The sequence below is a fragment of the Gordonia sp. YC-XJ4 genome, assembly GCF_059511865.1.
Map to the genome: position 1 here is coordinate 2,410,480 of NZ_CM183447.1, position 17,278 is coordinate 2,427,757.

Annotated in this window: 17 protein-coding genes; 14 read left to right on the plus strand and 3 right to left on the minus strand. The window is 68.1% G+C overall.

From position 1 onward, the window contains the following. The 10 genes from AC5ZH6_RS10640 to AC5ZH6_RS10685 all read left to right on the plus strand — a co-directional run bounded on the left by AC5ZH6_RS10640 (nucleotide 1) and on the right by AC5ZH6_RS10685 (nucleotide 8,929). The gene (locus AC5ZH6_RS10640; RefSeq protein ID WP_014359746.1) at nucleotides 1-1,083 is read left to right on the plus strand and encodes a hypothetical protein; all 1,083 of its coding nucleotides are present in this window, start codon (nucleotides 1-3) and stop codon (nucleotides 1,081-1,083) included. A gap of 208 nt (nucleotides 1,084-1,291) precedes the next feature. Further along, entirely contained in the window at nucleotides 1,292-1,633 is a 342-nt protein-coding gene (gene rplS / locus AC5ZH6_RS10645) for a 50S ribosomal protein L19 (RefSeq protein WP_006371308.1), read from the plus strand. An 18-nt stretch (nucleotides 1,634-1,651) separates the two neighbouring features. Beyond that, nucleotides 1,652-2,539: a signal peptidase I gene (gene lepB / locus AC5ZH6_RS10650; RefSeq protein ID WP_006371309.1), complete on the plus strand. Its 888-nt coding sequence runs from the start codon at nucleotides 1,652-1,654 to the stop codon at nucleotides 2,537-2,539. Nucleotides 2,540-2,614: 75 nt separating this feature from the next. Then, a complete protein-coding gene (locus AC5ZH6_RS10655; protein WP_014359747.1) occupies nucleotides 2,615-3,343 on the plus strand; it encodes a ribonuclease HII in 729 nt (242 codons plus the stop codon). Beyond that, nucleotides 3,340-3,651, plus strand: a complete 312-nt coding sequence (locus AC5ZH6_RS10660; RefSeq protein WP_006371311.1) for a DUF2469 domain-containing protein — start codon at nucleotides 3,340-3,342, stop codon at nucleotides 3,649-3,651. The genes AC5ZH6_RS10655 and AC5ZH6_RS10660 overlap by 4 nt, the downstream gene beginning before the upstream one ends. Before the next feature lie 166 nt (nucleotides 3,652-3,817). Then, nucleotides 3,818-4,225: a YraN family protein gene (locus AC5ZH6_RS10665; RefSeq protein ID WP_026920180.1), complete on the plus strand. Its 408-nt coding sequence runs from the start codon at nucleotides 3,818-3,820 to the stop codon at nucleotides 4,223-4,225. Nucleotides 4,226-4,244: 19 nt separating this feature from the next. After that, nucleotides 4,245-5,759 (plus strand): YifB family Mg chelatase-like AAA ATPase, encoded by a 1,515-nt coding sequence (locus AC5ZH6_RS10670; RefSeq protein ID WP_014359749.1) that lies wholly within the window; start codon nucleotides 4,245-4,247, stop codon nucleotides 5,757-5,759. Next, entirely contained in the window at nucleotides 5,756-6,883 is a 1,128-nt protein-coding gene (dprA, locus tag AC5ZH6_RS10675; protein ID WP_014359750.1) for a DNA-processing protein DprA, read from the plus strand. The genes AC5ZH6_RS10670 and dprA overlap by 4 nt, the downstream gene beginning before the upstream one ends. A gap of 70 nt (nucleotides 6,884-6,953) precedes the next feature. After that, entirely contained in the window at nucleotides 6,954-7,847 is an 894-nt protein-coding gene (locus AC5ZH6_RS10680) for a siderophore-interacting protein (RefSeq protein WP_006371315.1), read from the plus strand. Nucleotides 7,848-7,948: 101 nt separating this feature from the next. Then, a complete protein-coding gene (locus tag AC5ZH6_RS10685) occupies nucleotides 7,949-8,929 on the plus strand; it encodes a tyrosine recombinase XerC (RefSeq protein ID WP_014359751.1) in 981 nt (326 codons plus the stop codon). Nucleotides 8,930-8,934: 5 nt separating this feature from the next. Here the strand turns inward: AC5ZH6_RS10685 and AC5ZH6_RS10690 are convergent, their stop codons facing one another. Next, a complete protein-coding gene (locus AC5ZH6_RS10690; protein ID WP_014359752.1) occupies nucleotides 8,935-9,513 on the minus strand; it encodes a M23 family metallopeptidase in 579 nt (192 codons plus the stop codon). Between the two features lie 321 nt (nucleotides 9,514-9,834). Between AC5ZH6_RS10690 and rpsB the strand changes: the two genes are divergently transcribed. Both rpsB and tsf read left to right on the plus strand, forming a co-directional pair. Beyond that, entirely contained in the window at nucleotides 9,835-10,644 is an 810-nt protein-coding gene (rpsB, locus tag AC5ZH6_RS10695; RefSeq protein WP_006371318.1) for a 30S ribosomal protein S2, read from the plus strand. 64 nt (nucleotides 10,645-10,708) lie between these two features. After that, entirely contained in the window at nucleotides 10,709-11,533 is an 825-nt protein-coding gene (tsf, locus tag AC5ZH6_RS10700; RefSeq protein WP_006371319.1) for a translation elongation factor Ts, read from the plus strand. 133 nt (nucleotides 11,534-11,666) lie between these two features. On the opposite strand, the gene AC5ZH6_RS10705 is transcribed toward tsf, so the two are convergent. Beyond that, a complete protein-coding gene (locus AC5ZH6_RS10705) occupies nucleotides 11,667-13,370 on the minus strand; it encodes an MFS transporter (RefSeq protein ID WP_496169022.1) in 1,704 nt (567 codons plus the stop codon). 8 nt (nucleotides 13,371-13,378) lie between these two features. Continuing rightward, entirely contained in the window at nucleotides 13,379-14,800 is a 1,422-nt protein-coding gene (locus tag AC5ZH6_RS10710) for a condensation domain-containing protein (RefSeq protein ID WP_006371321.1), read from the minus strand. A gap of 356 nt (nucleotides 14,801-15,156) precedes the next feature. Here AC5ZH6_RS10710 and AC5ZH6_RS10715 point away from each other — a divergent pair, with 356 nt between their 5' ends. Then, a complete protein-coding gene (locus AC5ZH6_RS10715) occupies nucleotides 15,157-16,185 on the plus strand; it encodes an alpha/beta hydrolase (RefSeq protein WP_079929468.1) in 1,029 nt (342 codons plus the stop codon). Continuing rightward, nucleotides 16,152-17,156, plus strand: coding sequence for a glycosyltransferase family protein (locus AC5ZH6_RS10720; RefSeq protein WP_249155075.1), 1,005 nt, complete (start codon nucleotides 16,152-16,154; stop codon nucleotides 17,154-17,156). The genes AC5ZH6_RS10715 and AC5ZH6_RS10720 overlap by 34 nt, the downstream gene beginning before the upstream one ends. Nucleotides 17,157-17,278 lie beyond the last annotated feature (122 nt).

Here is a 17,278-nt window from a genome sequence, read left to right on the forward strand (position 1 = left end):
ATGAGCGGGCAGCCGTGGAGCGGCGACACCCGTGCGCTGGCCGAGAGCCTCGTCCCGGGATGCTGGCCCACCACCGACGACGCGACCCTCCGTCAGGTCGCGACCGCACTGGCCGCCCTGCGCGAGCGACTCGAACACATCGCGGCCGACCTCGCCTCCGCATATCGCGACGTCGAGGGTGGGGACGGCCGTTTCACCCGGGCGATCCTCGCCGGACGCGAGCACCTCGTCGGCGGCGAGGACGCCGCGTTGCCCGCGACTGCACGAGCGGTGGCCGCCGCCGCGGACACCGTCGAGGCGTTCGCCGATCTGACCGCCGCGGCGCGTCTGCGAGTCGAGTTGGTCACGGCGATCACCGACCGTGACCAGATGCTCGGTGCGCTTGCCGCGGCACTCGGCGACGACACGTCTGCCGTGCGGGCCGCGAGTGCGGGCCGGATGGCACTGACGGCCGCCGGCGACGAGTACACCGAACAGTCCAGCGCGCTTGTGCAGGCCGACCCGTTAGCTGCGGGTGGCGGTGAGCACACCGATGATCGGACCGGAAGCTCCGCGGGCGCCACGAGTGGGATGATGCCGATGGGTGGCTTCGCCGGTCTCGGCGCGGCCGCGGCCGGCGCAGGTGTGGGTGCGGCGGCGCGGCGTGTTCCGGCCGGCCCCCGAACCGGTCCCGACGCGGAGTCCGACGAGCCGCCTGAACTGACCCGCGCCGAGTACGACGCGCTTGCCCGTCGGGCAGCCGCCCTGCACATGTCACTGCCCGGTGCCGTCGGATCGTGGGTGCAGGTCGCCGTCGGAGTGGGGGAGCACCCGCAGACCGGTCGGACGGTGGTGATCGCGACCAGCGACCCGGTGCCCTACCTGCGCCGGGGCATGTCGATACGGTCCGGTGAGGAACTCGTCGGTGACGGCCGTGCCCCGGAGATCGCGCTGCTGCACCATATGCAGAGCTCCGGCGTCACACCGTTGGCGGTCGCCTCCGCGTCACCGCCGTCGGCGCAGGCGCGAGCGGCGATCGCGGCGTCCGGCGCAGCGCTGGTCGCCGCCGCGTCACGGTCGTCGCGCGGTGTCGCCGGACCGTGACCGGCGATTTCGTCGGGCCGGGGGTCGTCTGGCACAATAGTCGGGTTGCCTGATGCCGGCGTCCCCTGCGGACGTCCATCCCGGTACACACCATGACTCGGAGCACGAACCGGTCGAACCACACTCCTGACCTCGGGTGATCCCCGGGGATCAGGGCGGGCCGCCAGGTTCCTCTGTTCACGCCACGCCAGAATAAGGACCACGACACATGAACATCCTGGACACCATCGACAAGCAGTCGTTGCGCGACGACATCCCCGAATTCGGTCCCGGTGACACCCTTGACGTCCACGTCAAGGTCATCGAGGGCAGCAAGGAACGCGTCCAGGTCTTCAAGGGTGTCGTCATCCGCCGCCAGGGCGGCGGCATCCGCGAGACCTTCACCGTCCGCAAGGTCTCCTTCGGCGTCGGCGTGGAGCGTACCTTCCCGGTGCACAGCCCGAACATCGCCAAGATCGACGTCCTCACCCGCGGCGACGTGCGTCGCGCGAAGCTGTACTACCTGCGCGATCTGCGCGGCAAGGCGGCCAAGATCAAGGAAAAGCGCTGACGCGTCTACCCTGACGACGTGGCTGACACCTATCGCGACGGCGACGGCGCCGGGGACGACCGCGCCTACGCCGCCGGCGGCACCGATCCCTCCGGCAGCACCGATCCCGCCGACGACGGTCCGCGAGCATCGCGGCCGTGGCGGACCAAGAGCGACAAGCCCGAGAAGAAGAAGGGTTCGCTGCTGCGGGAGACGATCATCATCGTCGCCTGTGTCCTGCTGATCAGCTGGATTCTGCAGACCTTCATCGGTCGTCAGTACGTCATTCCCTCCGAGTCGATGGAGCCCACCCTCATCGGGTGCACCGGGTGCTCCAACGACCGGATCTTCGTGGACAAACTCTCCTACACGTTCGGGGACCCCAAACCCGGCGACGTCGTCGTGTTCAAGGTTCCCGATTCGTGGGGTGAGGACGGCTGGGTGTCACCGCGATCCTCGAACCCGGTGGTACACCATCTGCAGGATGCGTTGTCCTGGTTCGGATTCGCTCCTCCCGACGAGAACGACTACGTCAAACGCATCATTGCTGTCGGGGGGCAGACAGTCGAATGCCGCAACAGCGAGGGCGTCGGTGTGAAGGTCAACGGCAAGGCGCTCAAGGAGCCCTACGTCAACATGGCGCTGCAGCAGCAGAACCTCGCCAACGGCACCGCCACGCCAAGTGCGATCGGTGACGACGGCAAGCTCAACAGCTGCCTGGGCAAGGATTTCGGTCCGATCACCGTGCCCAAGAACAGCGTGTTCGTCATGGGCGACAACCGCACCCGATCCTCGGACTCGCGCTACCACATCACCGCGAGCAGCGACGGCACCGTTCCGGTCGACGACATCCGCGGCAAAACGCAGTTCATCATCTACCCGTTCTCCCGGATGGGCGGTGTGGGCTCGGTCGACCCGCAGCAGTGAGCGGCACGCCATGACCATCGATGTACTCGCCTGCGCGGTGTCACCCGCTCCGGCGTCGGCCGGCGAGGTGGCGTGATGAGCCGGTGGCCACCACGATTCCCGGTTCGCCGTGCCGCGGCTCTGCGGACCTACGAGTTCACCCTGCACCGCAGCGGGCTCGGGCCGGTCGCCGGTGTCGACGAGGCCGGGCGCGGCGCATGTGCCGGTCCGCTGGTCGTCGCCGCATGCGTGTTGCGGCCCACCCAACTCGCCTCACTGGCCGAGCTCGACGACTCCAAGAAGCTGAGCGAGGCGGCGCGCGAGAAGCTCTATCGTGCGGTCACCCGCTACGCCGAATCGTGGTCGGTGGTGGTCATCGAGGCCGAGGAGATCGACCGCATCGGCATTCACGTCGCGAACATCGAGGGCATGCGCCGCGCGGTCGCCGGGCTCGACGTCGTGCCGGGATATGTACTCTCCGACGGCTTCCCGGTGCCCGGTTTGACGGTACCGTCGCTGCCGGTCATCGGCGGCGACGGTGCGGCCGCATGTATCGCTGCGGCCAGCATCCTGGCGAAGGTGACGCGTGACCGCATCATGGTCGCGATGGACGGCGAGGTGCCCGGCTACTCGTTCGCCGTCCACAAGGGCTACAGCACCGCGTTGCACATGTCCTGTCTGGACCGACTCGGACCTTCTGCGCAACACCGGATGTCCTACCGCAACGTCGCGTCGCGGCGGCTGCTCGCCACCGCGGAGCCCGGTGTCGGCGCGGCCGCGCCCGACGCCGGCGACCACGGTTCCCGCGATAGGCTTACAGGATGAGCGCTGAGGATCTCGAGAAGTATGAAACCGAGATGGAGTTGTCCCTGTATCGCGAGTACAAGGACATCGTCGGCCAGTTCACCTACGTGGTCGAGACCGAGCGCCGTTTCTATCTCGCGAACGCCGTCGAGTTGGTGCCCCGCAACGCCGAGGGCGAGGTCTACTTCGAACTCCGCATGAGCGATGCCTGGGTATGGGACATGTACCGCCCGGCCCGGTTCGTCAAACAGGTGCGTGTGCTCACCTTCAAGGACGTCAACATCGAGGAGCTCGAGAAGCCCGAGTTGCGGCTGCCCGACGAGCCCTGAGCCCGGCTGTGACCACAGTCTGGGAGTCGACGCTTCTCCTGACGTCGCTTCGTGGTGGGTTTTTTCGTACCTGATTTCTCCACAGTTTTCACCGTGTGCACGATGGTGGGGGTGTTGTGGGTCGTGGGGGTCGGTGGTGTGGGTGTGAGGGGCGATCGTTGTCGTCATGACAGCGGAACCTGTGAGAGCCCGGGGTGGTCGTCTGGGGCGGGCGGAGGTGGCCCGGCTCGGTGAGGATCGGGCGGCCGAGTTCGTGACCGAGCTGGGTTGGTCGATCCTGGAACGCAATTGGCGTAATCGTTACGGCGAGTTGGATTTGATCGCCTTTGACGGACGTCGGTTGGTGGTGGTGGAGGTCAAGACGCGGGCGTCGCGGGTCTTCGCCGACCCGGTGGCGGCGGTGACGGCCGACAAGTTGGCGCGGATGCGCAAGTTGACGCGGATGTGGTTGGCGCAGCAGAAGATCTGGTGGCCGGGCATTCGGTTTGATGTCATCTCGGTGCAGTTGGATCGGTCGAATCCGTCGGCGATGGAGCGGGCGGAGGTGCGCCATCATGTCGGTATCACCGAGTGAGGATCTGGTGCCGGCGCGTATGTCGTTGGGGCGCACGCATTCGGTGGGTTTGAATGCGTTCGAGGCCAAGCCGGTCGAGGTGCAGGCCAATGTGGGCCAGGGGCTTCCGTCGTTTGCGATCGGCGGTAACGTCGATGCGTCGTTGCGGGAGGGCCGGGATCGGATTCGGGCGGCGATCAGCAACTCGGGGTTCACGTTTCCTGATCTGAAGGTGACGGTCAATCTGTCGCCGGCGACGATGCCCAAGCGTGGTTCGGCGCATGATCTGGCGATCGCGGTGGCGATTCTGGCTGCGCGTGACCAGGTTTCGCCGGTGAAGTTGTCCTCGACGGTGATGTTGGGGGAGTTGGCGCTCGACGGTGGTATTAGGCCGGTGGCCGGGGTGTTGCCTGCGGTGATCGAGGCGCGGAATGCGGGGTTTGCGCGGGCGGTGGTGCCGTTGGCGACGGTGGCCGAGGCGTCGTTGGTGTCGGGGATCGAGGTCGGTGGGGCGCGCACGTTGGGGGAGGTGGTGCGGTGGCTGGCGGGGTCGTTCGTGCTCGACACGGTCGATGAGAATGCGGTGCCGCCGCCGGCGGCCGCGGTTGCCGACATGGTCGACGTGGTGGGCCAGGCGCAGGCGCGGCATGCGCTCGAGATCGCTGCTGCCGGAAGCCATCACGTGTTGATGACGGGGCCGCCCGGGATCGGGAAGACGATGCTGGCGCGGCGGTTGCCGGGAATTCTGCCGCCACTGGACGACGAGGAGTCGCTGGAGGTGACGGCGATCCATTCGATCGCGGGGGTGCTCTCACCGGGGTCGCCGTTGGTCAGTGCGCCTCCGTTCATCGATCCGCATCACACGACGACGACCACCGCGCTGCTCGGTGGCGGTACCGGGATGGCACGGCCGGGGGCGGTGTCGTTGGCCCACCGCGGAGTGCTGTTCCTCGACGAGTGCGCCGAGATGGGCCCGAAAGTCCTCGACTCCCTGCGCCAACCGGTCGAGGAGGGGGTGGTCAAGGTGCCGCGGCGCGACGGGGTGGCCGTCTATCCCGCGCGTTTCCAATTGATCCTGGCCGCCAATCCGTGTCCGTGCGCACCGACCCGGGATGTGCAGTGCATTTGTAGTGCGGTGGTCCGGCGGCGCTATCTCGGCAAACTGTCGGGACCGCTGATGGATCGCGTCGACATCCGGGTGCGGATGGATCCGCCCGGCAACGTCGCGCTGGCCACCGAGACCGGCGAGTCGAGCGCCGACATCCGCGCGCGGGTCACCGCGGCGCGCAGCGCTGCTGCCGAGCGATGGCGCGAATTCGGTTGGCGCACCAATGCCGAGGTACCCGGCCCGGCGTTGCGCAGGCGTTTCCGGCTGCCGCCCAAGGTCGTTCGGCCGGTGGACCTGAGCCTGCGCGAGGGGCGCCTCACCGCGCGCGGCGCAGATCGCGCGCTGCGGCTGGCCTGGACGCTGACCGACCTGGCCGGGGGCACGGTGCCCACCGAAACCGAAGTGGCCCAAGCACTTCTCTACCGCGATCGGGGGAGCTATCGATGACGACGACCGAATCCGAACGACGCGCGTGGGCCTATCTGGCCCGCGTCGCCGAACCGCCGTGTGTGCCGTTGACAGCACTGGTCTCCGAGATCGGCGTCCTCGAGGCCGCGGCGGCCATCGCGCGCGGGCAGGTGCCGCGCGGGCACGAGGCCGTGCTCAAGGCGACGCAGGCGCGTGCCGGCGACGACCGCTCGGAGTCGGACCTGGCGGTCGCCGAGAAATGTGGTGCGCGGCTGGTGACCCCCGACGACGACGAATGGCCGGGGTTTTCGCTGCTGGCACTGGCGAACGCCGACACCGGTGAGCGCGGTGGGATGCCGCTGGCGCTGTGGGCGCGCGGCCCGGCCCGGCTGGACGATCTGGCGGCGGCCTCGATCGCCCTCGTGGGATCGCGTGCCGCCTCGTCGTACGGCGAGCACGTCACCGGCCTGCTCGCGGAGGAACTCGTCGACCACGGGTGGGGCATCGTCTCCGGTGCCGCGTTCGGGATCGACGGGGTCGCCCATCGCGCGGCGCTCGCCAGTGGCGGAGCGACGATGGCGGTCCTGGCATGCGGTATCGACCGCGACTATCCCGCTGCGCACTCCCGTCTGCTCGCCGAGATCGCCGAGCGCGGTGTCATCGTCTCCGAGTACCCGCCGCACACCACCGCGGCGCGCCACCGATTCCTCACCCGCAACCGTCTCGTCGCCACCCTGTCGAACGCCGTGGTGGTGGTCGAGGCGGGCGCCCGCTCCGGTGCGGTGAGCACCGCCGCGTGGGCGGTGAAACTCGGGCGACCGCTCGGTGCGGTGCCGGGGCCGGTCACCTCGGCGACGTCGGTCGGCTGTCACGAGCTGATTGCCGACGGACGCGCCGCACTCGTGGCCGATGGCGCCGCCGTGCGGACGATGGCGGCCCCCGACGGCGGGGGAGTCGCCGACCGGGGAACGCCCCGCAGCACCGATGGACTCACGCCGATTCAACAGCGCGTCCACGATGCGCTGCCGGGTCGCGGCGCAGTCACGGTCGAGGAGGTGGTGTTCTCGGCCGGCGTCGAGATCGGCGAGGTCCGGGCGGCACTTGCCGTGTTGGAACTCGGTGGTCTGGTGGCCATGGAGGGCAGCGGATGGCGCCTGGCCTGACGCCTTCACCCGGACCCGCAGGTTAGGTTGACCTAACCCGGCGTACTGTGGTTCGGGTGAAGGAGGTCCCATGGCCAAGCGAGTGAACACGATGACGGTCCTGCGGCGTGAACAGATCACCCCGCACATGGTGCGACTGTTTCTCGGGGGCGACGGATTCGACGACTTCGTGCCCGCCGTCGGCAGGGACGGACGTGCCGAAACGGACATGTACGTCAAGCTGATCTTCATGCCCGAGGGGGTGGAGTTCCCCGACGACTTCGACCCACGGGCATCGAGATCGCTTCCGCCCGAACAACAACCGACGCTGCGCACCTATACGGTGCGTAAGGTCGACGCCGAGCGTCGAGAACTGCTCATCGACTTCGTCGTGCATGGCGACGAGGGGCTCGCCGGGCCCTGGGCGGCGAGTGTCGAACCTGGTACCACCGTGCACTTCCTCGGCCCGGGTAGCGGATATCACCCCGATCCGGCCGCACCGTGGCACCTGCTCGCCTGCGACGAGGCAGGTCTGCCCGCCGTCGCCGCGGCCCTCGAGGCACTGCCCCCCGATGCCGTGGCCAAGGTCTTCATCGAGGTTGCCGGCCCCGACGACGAACTCGAGTTGAGCGCACCCGCCGGCGCCGAGATCACCTGGCTGCATCGCGGTGGCGGGGCAGGCGAGGTCGGCGAGGACAAGGCCGGCGACAACGCACCGCTCGTCGCTGCGGTCCGGGAGGCAGCCTGGCTCGAGGGAGAGCCGCAGGTGTTCATCCACGGTGAGGCGCAGGCCGTCATGCACAACCTGCGCGCCTACGTCCGCAAGGAGCGCGGGGTGGGTGCGGCCAACGCATCGATCTCCGGGTACTGGCGCCGAGGCCGTACCGAGGAGGGATTCCGGCAGTGGAAGGCCGAACTCCGCGAGACCGAGGAAGGCGCCGAGAAGCCAGGGCTCGGACAACGGGTGCGCAACCTCGTTCGTTGAGGCCACCTCGACCCGTCACGATCGGGTCCGGGCTGTACCGATCCGGCAACGACACGGCGTGTGTGGTTGCCGGATCGGCGGTCGAGCGATGTGCTCACCGCATGACCGATGCAGACCGGGCCGACCGGCCGGGCTCCGTCGACGGCGTGGGCGCCGACGTCGGACGCGGATCCACGGTGCTGGCCGACTTCGCCGAGTATCTGCGATTCGAGAAGGGGCACAGCGAGCACACGATCCGCGCCTACTCCGGTGACGTTCGCGGACTGATCAGTTTCGCCGGAGCACGTGGCGCGGCGATCTCGGCGATCGATCTCGGCCTGCTGCGCGCGTGGCTGGCCGAACACACGCGCCGTGGCGCCGCCCGCACCACCGTTGCCCGCCAGGTGTCCTCGGCGAAGACCTTCTGCGCGTGGGCCGTTCGGGAAGGTCTGCTCGCGAGTGATCCGTCGACCCGGCTGCAGGCGCCCCGGGCGCATCGCACCCTGCCTGCGGTGCTGACCGCCGAGCAGGCCGCTGCCGCGGTGTCCGCCGCGTCGTCGGCACACACCGGCGATTCCACCGCCGAGGACGACGTCGGCCCGATCGCCCTCCGCGACCGGGTCATCCTGGAGTTGTTGTACGGCAGTGGGATTCGCGTCGGCGAGCTGTGCGGACTCGATCTCGACGACGTCGACACCGGTCGCCGGGTCCTGCGGGTGATCGGCAAGGGCGACAAGCAGCGGACCGTTCCGTTCGGGGCACCCGCCGACCACGCCCTACAGGCCTGGCTGTCCCACGGTCGCCCCCGCCTGGCCACCGACGGCTCCGGCGCTGCGCTGTTGCTCGGGGCGAGGGGTGGACGCCTGAACCAGCGCACGGCCCGGACGGTGGTGGCCACGGCTGTGGCCGCGATCGACGGACCGCGCATGGGACCGCACGGACTGCGCCACAGCGCCGCAACGCATCTGCTCGAGGGTGGCGCCGACCTGCGGGTGGTGCAGGAGCTGCTGGGCCACTCCTCGCTCGCCACCACCCAGCTCTACACCCATGTCAGCGTCGAACGCCTGCGCGCAGCTCATCAGCAGGCCCACCCCCGTGCGTGAATCACTCACGGTGACACCGGACCGTCGAGCGGTTTCAGTCGCACCCGCACCGCGCCGAGGAGGGCCAGCGGGTTGAGATAGTCCGCCGCGCGGCCGCTCCCACGCCGTGCTCCCCAATGCAGGCACGCCGCCGCCGTGCATCCGGGGTGGCCCGCCTCGATCGTCCCGATCGCCTGTCCACGACGCACCCGGACACCCCGACGCACGCCGGCGCGCACCGGCTCGTAGGTGGTGATCACCCCGTCGTCGTGCTCGATCGACACCGTCGGTTTGCCCGCCACGATCCCGGCGAAGCGGACGATCCCGTCACCGGCGGCCAGGACCGCGGTGCCGGAGGTGGTGGCGAGGTCGATTCCACGGTGCCCCGGCTGCCAGCGCCGGGTCGGTTCGTCGAACCCGCGGACCACCGTCGGCCGGGGCGACAGCGGCACCGAGTATCGCGAACCCGGTGGCGCGCTGACATTCGCCGCGGAGGACGGCTGCGCGCCGACGAATGCGGGTACCGCCAGCAGCAACGACACCACGACGACGAGTTCTGCCACGCCGATGACAAGGGCGCGCCGAAGGCGCAGGGGAATGGTCATGACAGATCAGACGCAGCGCACCGACGATCGGCTCCCTTTGTGTCGAACGAATTCCGCGGCCGCAGGGTCGTCGGCCGCGATCCACCGAGCTGTGCAGGGCAGATTTTGGAGCTGTGCAGGGCATACGCGTAGACTGATCGGGCACCTCGCCGACGGCGGGGTGACTTCGCGCGCTCGTCACCAGATCGCCTCCCGTCGTGGAGGAGGTCGACAACCCTCCGCGTGGGCGGTCCCGGTACATCCGGGTTCCGCGCGGACACGGGCGCCAGGGTTCGGACCACCCGGTACCGAACATCAACCGACACAAAGGAATGAGACCTCATGGCTGTCGTGACCATGAAGCAGCTGCTGGACAGCGGCGCACACTTCGGGCATCAGACCCGCCGTTGGAACCCGAAGATGAAGCGATTCATCTTCACCGACCGCAACGGCATCTACATCATCGACCTGCAGCAGACGCTGACCTACATCGACAAGGCCTACGAATTCGTCAAGGAGACCGTCGCCCACGGTGGCACCATCCTGTTCGTCGGCACCAAGAAGCAGGCGCAGGAGTCGATCGCCGGAGAGGCGACCCGCGTCGGCATGCCGTACGTGAACCAGCGCTGGCTCGGTGGCATGCTCACCAACTTCCAGACCGTCCACAAGCGTCTGCAGCGTCTCAAGGAACTCGAGACCATGGAGCAGACCGGTGGCTTCGAGGGTCGCACCAAGAAAGAAATCCTGATGCTGACCCGCGAGAAGAACAAGCTCGAGCGGACCCTCGGTGGTATCCGCGATATGGCCAAGGTGCCATCCGCCATTTGGGTGGTGGACACCAACAAGGAGCACATTGCTGTCGGTGAGGCACGCAAGCTCAACATCCCGGTCATCGCGATCCTCGACACCAACTGCGACCCCGACGTCGTCGACTACCCGATCCCGGGCAACGACGACGCCATCCGCAGCGCCGCGCTGCTCACCCGCGTCATCGCCTCGGCGGTTGCCGAGGGCGTGCAGGCCCGCGCCGGTGCGGCGTCGGACGACTCCAAGCCGGAGGCCGGCAGCGGCGAACCCCTCGCCGAGTGGGAGCAGGAACTGCTCACCCAGGCCACCGCGCCCGCCGAGGGCGACGCCACCCCGGCGTCCTGACCCCCGGCGTACCCACGGGACGCGCCGAGTAACCGATCACTCTCTCTAAGGAGGCTCGCCAACGATGGCGAACTACACCGCAGCCGATGTGAAGCGTCTCCGCGAGCTCACCGGCTCTGGAATGCTGGACTGCAAGAAGGCGCTCGAGAACAACGACGGCGACTTCGACAAGGCCGTCGAGGAACTGCGCATCAAGGGCGCCAAGGACGTCGGCAAGCGCGCCGAGCGGTCCACCGCCGAGGGTCTCGTCGCCGCCAAGGACGGCGCGATGATCGAGCTCAACTCCGAGACCGACTTCGTCGCCAAGAACGCCGAGTTCCAGCAACTCGCCGACCAGGTGCTCGATGCCGCGCTGGCCGCCAAGACCAGTGACGTCGAGGAGCTCAAGGCAGCCAAGCTCGGTGACGGAACCGTCGCCGACGCCGTGCAGGCACTCTCGGCCAAGATCGGCGAGAAGCTCGAACTGCGTCGCGTCGTGTTCTACGACGGTCCCGTCGCGATCTACCTGCACAAGCGTGCGTCGGATCTGCCGCCGGCCGTCGGCGTGCTGGTGTCCTACACCGGTGAGGGCGACGCCGCAGCCGAGGCCGCGCGCAACGCCGCGCAGCAGGTTGCCGCGCTCAAGGCCCGTTACGCCAGCGAGGACGAGGTCCCCGAGGACGTCAAGGCCGACGAGCGTCGTATCGCCGAGGAGACCGCCAAGGCCGAGGGCAAGCCCGAACAGGCTCTGCCGAAGATCGTCGAGGGTCGGCTCAAGGGCTTCCTCAAGGACGCGGTCCTGGTGAACCAGCCGTTCGTCAAGGACTCGAAGAAGACCGTCAAGGACGTTCTCGACGAGGCCGGCGCGACCGTCAAGGGCTTCACCCGCTTCGAGGTCGGCCAGGCCTGACCGACCCGTCACGAGGCCATCCGAGAGGGCCCCGATCCACCACGGTGGGTCGGGGCCCTCTCGCGTGTCGCGCCGCTCAGTAGTGCCGGTGGTTCATAACGGCCTGTGGTTTTCGGTCACCGCGGGACCGTGGTCATCGTGTGGTCCGGCTCCGGTGCAGTCCGAGGCACAACCCGGCCACGACGACGGCAGCGGCGGCCAACACCCACAGCGTGGAGCGGAACGCGCCGACGAAGGTCCGTGCGGCCACCTCGCGGCTCGCGGCATGGATCTGCGGGCCGGTCTGGGCGGCGAGCCGCCCGGCGAGCCCGGGCCGGTCGCCGTGCGTCGCGCACCCGGGAGCGGGGCGATCGGGATGCGGCGAGGTCAGCTGGGCGGAGGCGCACCGCGTGAAGCGGTCGACGACGAGGCCGCGGAACACCGGGTCGATCGAGGTCGTCTCGAGTGAGGCGGCGAGATTCGAGCCGGCGGCCGGGACGGCCGTTGCCGACTGGCTCGCGACCTGGGCGAAGAAGAAGATCGTGACCACCGCCAGGCCGATGGACGCGCCGATCTGCTGGACGGTCGGTACGCATCCCGATGCCGAGCCGACCGTCTCGGGTGCGGTGTCGGCCAGGATGGTGGTCTGCAGCGGAGCGACGAACAAGCCGGTGCCCGCGCCCCCGATCAGCAGCGGGGCGATCACCGCCGGTACGGACAGGGTTGCGCTGTCCGGCGCGAGCCAGCCGAAGCCGATGGCCACCACCATCGCACCACAGCTCAACACCGTTGGTGCGCCCAGACGTTCGGCGAGCGCACCCGAGGACACCGAGCCCACGATTGCGCCGATCGCGAACGGCAGAGCCAGCATCCCGGTGCGCAGCGGCGAGTACCCCAAACCGAATTGGGTCGACACCGACACGGTGAAGAAGAATCCCGCGAACACGCTGAAGAACAGCAACGACAGCAGGAGGCCGACGGTGAATCGGCGCGCCGCGAACAGATCGGTGCGCAGCAGCGGGCGGCCACCCGTACGGGTCAGTCGCCGCTCGTGAAAGGCGAAGGCGATCAACAGGACTGCCGAGCCGGCCAGCATTGCCCACAGCTGCGGTGGCCACCCCTGCTCGCGTCCGACGGCGAGCGGGTAGAGCAGACCAAACAGTCCAGTACTCGACAGGACAACCCCGACGACGTCGGGTCGGCCGCGCACACCGTCGTGCATCTGGGGGAGGCGTCTGGCAGCCAGCAGACATCCGACGATGCCGATCGGTACGTTGACGAAGAAGATCGTGCGCCAGCCCCACCCGGCGATGTCGGCACTGATCAGCACGCCGCCGATGACCGGGCCCAGCATCGCGGCCACCCCCGCGACCGCGCCATAGATGCCGAAGATCCGCGGATGCAGCGGCTTGGCGAACAATGCGGTGATCAACGCCAGGGTCTGTGCCGACATCAGCGCCGCGCTGACCCCCTGTACGCCGCGGAACACGATGAGCTCGGTCGGGGTACGGGCGACGCCGCACAGTACCGATGTCACGGTGAAGGCGATCAGTGCCGACACGAACAACCGTCGCCGCCCGTACCGACCGCCCAGCGTCGCCGCGGTCAACAACGTGCACGCGAACGCGAGCGTGTACACGCTCAGGACGAACAACTGCTGGGCCGTCGAGGCGCCGAGCTCGACGGTCAGATCCGGCAGGGCGATGTTGACGATCGTGGTGTCGAGCATCTGCATGAACACCCCGAGCAGGGCACCGGCGAGGGCCAACCACGAGCTGCGCGGCGGCACCGGGGCGGGCGCGTCACACGCGGAACTGTTCTGTGAAGCTGGGTGATTCGCGTGCTCGGTACCGGTCATCGGTCGGATCAGGTGAGCGCGAGCACCGTCGGACGGTAGTCACCGGAGCGGGCGATGGTGGCCATGATCGTGCGCAGCGCGTCGGTGTATCGCGGGAGCGCCGCATGCGCCTCGTCGGTGTCGGGGAACAGCAAGGTCATCGACGTCTGGTCGCGGAATCGGTTGATCCACATGAACACCTCCTCGCTGCTGCCCCGATTGCCGTACAGGCAACCGTTGATGGCGTCGAAGACGTCCACGCCGGGGAGTTTGCGCACGTCGACGTAGGACACCATCGGTACCGACCATCCGGGTGCCACGTCGATGCCGTCGTCGGGCTCGACCAACTCGAGTACCCGATGCAACGACACATCGGTGAGTTCCTTACCCGCGGCATAACTCTCGGCTGCCGGGCCGACGATCGAGGTGAACGTCGCGTCGGCACCGACGGTGATCGGCACCGGGATCAGGCTGGTGAACCAGCCGACCGAATTCAGTGCCGGACCCGGCGCACGGGTGCTCTTCGGTGTCATACCGAGATACTCTGTGCACCCGCTGAATTCGTAGCTCGCCAGGGCGGCCACCGCCATCAGCCCCGCGGTCATGTTGGAATCATGTGCGCGACAGACGTCCTCGAAACGCTGCGCGTCGTCCTCGGAGAAGACCGACATCGTCAGGAGTGCGCTGCGCGTGTGATCCTCGCTCTCGCCACCGAGCGGTAACGGGAATCCGGGCAGCACACCGCCATTGGCCTGGAGGAGTTCCACCCAACGACATACCTGTGGTGCCTGCCGCGTCAGGGCGGCCGAGACGGTGCGCTCATGGTCGCAGTACTCGATGTAGCTGCCCACCTCGGGTAGTCCGGTGTCGAGTCCGAACGCCTCGTTCATGTACAGGGTGATCAGTTCGGTGCACGTGAGTGCCTGCGAGATGCCATCGGTATCAAGGTGATCGATGGCACCGTACAGGGTGAAGCCACCTTCCCATTCGATGGCTCCGAAGGTGAAGCAGTCCCACGAGAACGGCCCCGGTGTCTCGTTCTGGATGTGTTCACGAATCGCTGAGGCCGAGTCCATGTCCCCGTGTGTCGTGGGGGTCATCGAGATGATCGCCGGGTCGACGACGTGGCGTGCGATGGAGCCGTCGGGCTCCTCGGAGAACCAACAACGAAAGGTGTCATGACGACGCAAGAAGGCGTCGATGGTACGGGTCAGTGCATCGGCATCGAGTGGTGAGTGGAAGTCGAAGGCCTGTAGGCACAATCGGGAGAAGCGGAAGCCTGCGGACTGATTACGTTGTGCGGCACGAAGGTAGGCCTCCTGCTGATGCGACGGCGGGACCGGATGGATGGGGGCGCCGGCGGCGGCGGTCACCGCGGTCTGCGACATCGTCCAGCTCGTCAGCCGACCGATGCGGGGCTCCCATTCGTCGATGAGGCCGAAACTGACCACGACAACCTCGATTCTCGAGAAGTAGATTTCGTGCGGCGCACGCAATAGCCCGTATCGGGCGGCTTGTCGAAAAGTGCTGCAGGACACACACGTTGTGGGGTGACAGTACAGCCGTCCCACGACGTTGGCAACCAGTGACAGTTGAGTAATCCGACCAAACCGACTGTAGAACAGTGCATTTGATCGCAGTTGGTCAGATGACTCAGTTGGTTTTCGGGCAAGCTGTGGACAAGTGTTCACACCATCGGGCAGACTTCCGAGCGTCGACTCACCAGGTCGGCACCAGTCTTCGACGCCCGCGTTCTCTGGTTCCGTGTTGTCCGGTTCAGCGGGACCCCGTCACCGGAGGAATCACCATGCCGTCGCCCTTGCCCCGCACCCGCGCACTCGATCGGCCTCGGGTGAAATCGACTGTGGTCGTGCTGTTCTTGGTTCTCGCAGCTGTCATCGTGTCGACCGTCGGAACCGCACGTGCGGATCCGGGCGGCGCGAGCATCGTCTACCGCCACGACATCGCGCCCCGAGAGATTGCGGTGGGTGTGTACTCGCCGGCCATGCGACGCACCATCGACGTCCGGATGATCCCCGCGCGCAGTGCACACGCGCCGACGCTGTACCTGCTCAATGGTGCCGCCGGAGGCGACGGCGGCAGCAGTTGGTTCGATCAAACCGACATCCGCAGCTTCTTCGCCGACGACGACGTCAACGTGGTGGTGCCGATGGGAGGTGCGGCGAGCTACTTCACCGATTGGCGTCGCGACGATCCGGTCCTCGGCCGCCAGAAATGGGCCACCTTCCTGACATCCGAACTGCCCACCGTCATCGACCGCGACCTCGGCGGCGACGGACGCAACGCCATCGCAGGGATCTCGATGGCCGGGACGTCGGTGTTCCAGCTGGCTCTGCGCGCCCCGAACCTGTATCGGGCGCTGGGCTCGTTCAGTGGGTGCGCGCAGACGAGCGATCCTGCGGGGCAGGCCGCGGTGCGCATGGTCGTCGAGGGCAGGGGCCACGGCGACACCGTCAACATGTGGGGCCCTCCCACCGACCCCGAATGGCGGGCCAACGACCCCTACGTCCACGCCGACCGATTCCGCGGCAAGTCGATCTACATCTCCAACGGATCGGGTACACCCGGCCGCTACGACACGCTCAACGGGCCGGGTATCGACGGCGATGCGACCAAGCTGTCCGAGCAATTGGCCGTCGGCGCGGTCATCGAGACGGCCACCGATGCCTGCACCCACAACCTGCAGCGGCGGATGACGCAGCTGGGTGTCGCGGCGACGTTCCACTTCTATCAGGGCGGCACGCACGCCTGGCCCTACTGGCAGGACGAATTGCACCGCGCATGGCCGCAATTCGCGCAGGCGCTCGCGAGGTGACGATCGCGACCGGTCAGAACGCCGCGACCTGGTGGGAATCGAACACCTGGCATCTCGCTCGGCCCGACGGGACCCAACCTCTCGGGGATCGCCGCCTTGACGAACTCGTCGCAGCCAAGGCCGGCCGATCCATCTCCGTGGTGGTGCCCGTGGTCGCCGATGGGGCGGCGGCGGTGGACGTGGTGCTCGGCGCATTCGCGTCGGCCTGCCGGTCCCTGGTCGATGAGGTGGTGGTGACCACCGACGGCGCCGGCGACGCACAGGCGTGCGAGGCACGCGGCGTCCGCGTGGTCCCCACGACGTCGGCGCTGCCGGGGCTCGCGACTCTGCCGGGCCGGGGCGAGGTGCTGTGGCGCTCGGTGGCCGCGTCCACCGGTGACTTCGTCGTGGTCCTTGACGGCGCGCGACCGGAGCCCGCCGACGTGGCGCGACTCATCGAACCCCTGCTGACCGTCGACGAGTTGCGACTGGTCAAGGGCTACCGCCACAGTCATGTCGCCGATGACGCCGACCTGGTCGGCGGCGGTCGGGTCACCGAGTTGATGGTCCGTCAGCTGATCGCAGCGCTGCGACCCGAGTTGTCCGGGGTGATCGAGCCCCTCGCCGGTGAGTTCGCCGCCGGCCGGGACTTGCTGACGTCGATTCCGTTCGCACCCGGCGACGGCGTCGACATCGGGATTCTGCTCGACACACTCCATCGCGACGGGATCGACGCCATCGGTCAGGTGGAGCTCGCGTCACGACCTCCCCATGAGCCACGATCTCCCCATGAGCATGGACTGCATGAGGTCGGCGTCATGTCACGACAGATCGTCGCGACATTTCTCCGGCGTGTCGGGATCGACGATTCGGCGGCTCCGTTGACGCAGTTCGTTCCCGACGGGCAGGGTGGTTTCGATCCGGTCCGCAACTATCCGGTGATGCAGGATCGGCCGCCGCTGTGCGGGATCGACGTCACCGAGCGCTGCTGAGGTATCCGCCCGGACCGTCATCGTGCCTGTTCGGCGGCGGTGTGACGGGGGTTCTGCTCGGCCGATCGAGGCGCTCGGGCGCACCTTCTCGCTGCCCGTCGGTGGCGCCGCGCTCCGATTCG

What these genes read in the sequence shown, in the direction of transcription:
- AC5ZH6_RS10670 (WP_014359749.1), top strand. Translation starts at nt 4,245, where the DNA reads ATGTCGTTGGGGCGCACGCATTCGGTGGGTTTGAATGCGTTCGAGGCC.
- AC5ZH6_RS10715 (WP_079929468.1), top strand. Translation starts at nt 15,157, where the DNA reads ATGCCGTCGCCCTTGCCCCGCACCCGCGCACTCGATCGGCCTCGGGTG.
- AC5ZH6_RS10720 (WP_249155075.1), top strand. Translation starts at nt 16,152, where the DNA reads ATGGCCGCAATTCGCGCAGGCGCTCGCGAGGTGACGATCGCGACCGGT.
- AC5ZH6_RS10705 (WP_496169022.1), bottom strand. Translation starts at nt 13,370, where the DNA reads ATGACCGGTACCGAGCACGCGAATCACCCAGCTTCACAGAACAGTTCC.
- AC5ZH6_RS10690 (WP_014359752.1), bottom strand. Translation starts at nt 9,513, where the DNA reads ATGACCATTCCCCTGCGCCTTCGGCGCGCCCTTGTCATCGGCGTGGCA.
- dprA (WP_014359750.1), top strand. Translation starts at nt 5,756, where the DNA reads ATGACGACGACCGAATCCGAACGACGCGCGTGGGCCTATCTGGCCCGC.
- AC5ZH6_RS10680 (WP_006371315.1), top strand. Translation starts at nt 6,954, where the DNA reads ATGGCCAAGCGAGTGAACACGATGACGGTCCTGCGGCGTGAACAGATC.
- tsf (WP_006371319.1), top strand. Translation starts at nt 10,709, where the DNA reads ATGGCGAACTACACCGCAGCCGATGTGAAGCGTCTCCGCGAGCTCACC.
- AC5ZH6_RS10640 (WP_014359746.1), top strand. Translation starts at nt 1, where the DNA reads ATGAGCGGGCAGCCGTGGAGCGGCGACACCCGTGCGCTGGCCGAGAGC.
- AC5ZH6_RS10655 (WP_014359747.1), top strand. Translation starts at nt 2,615, where the DNA reads ATGAGCCGGTGGCCACCACGATTCCCGGTTCGCCGTGCCGCGGCTCTG.
- AC5ZH6_RS10665 (WP_026920180.1), top strand. Translation starts at nt 3,818, where the DNA reads ATGACAGCGGAACCTGTGAGAGCCCGGGGTGGTCGTCTGGGGCGGGCG.
- AC5ZH6_RS10660 (WP_006371311.1), top strand. Translation starts at nt 3,340, where the DNA reads ATGAGCGCTGAGGATCTCGAGAAGTATGAAACCGAGATGGAGTTGTCC.
- rplS (WP_006371308.1), top strand. Translation starts at nt 1,292, where the DNA reads ATGAACATCCTGGACACCATCGACAAGCAGTCGTTGCGCGACGACATC.
- AC5ZH6_RS10685 (WP_014359751.1), top strand. Translation starts at nt 7,949, where the DNA reads ATGACCGATGCAGACCGGGCCGACCGGCCGGGCTCCGTCGACGGCGTG.
- rpsB (WP_006371318.1), top strand. Translation starts at nt 9,835, where the DNA reads ATGGCTGTCGTGACCATGAAGCAGCTGCTGGACAGCGGCGCACACTTC.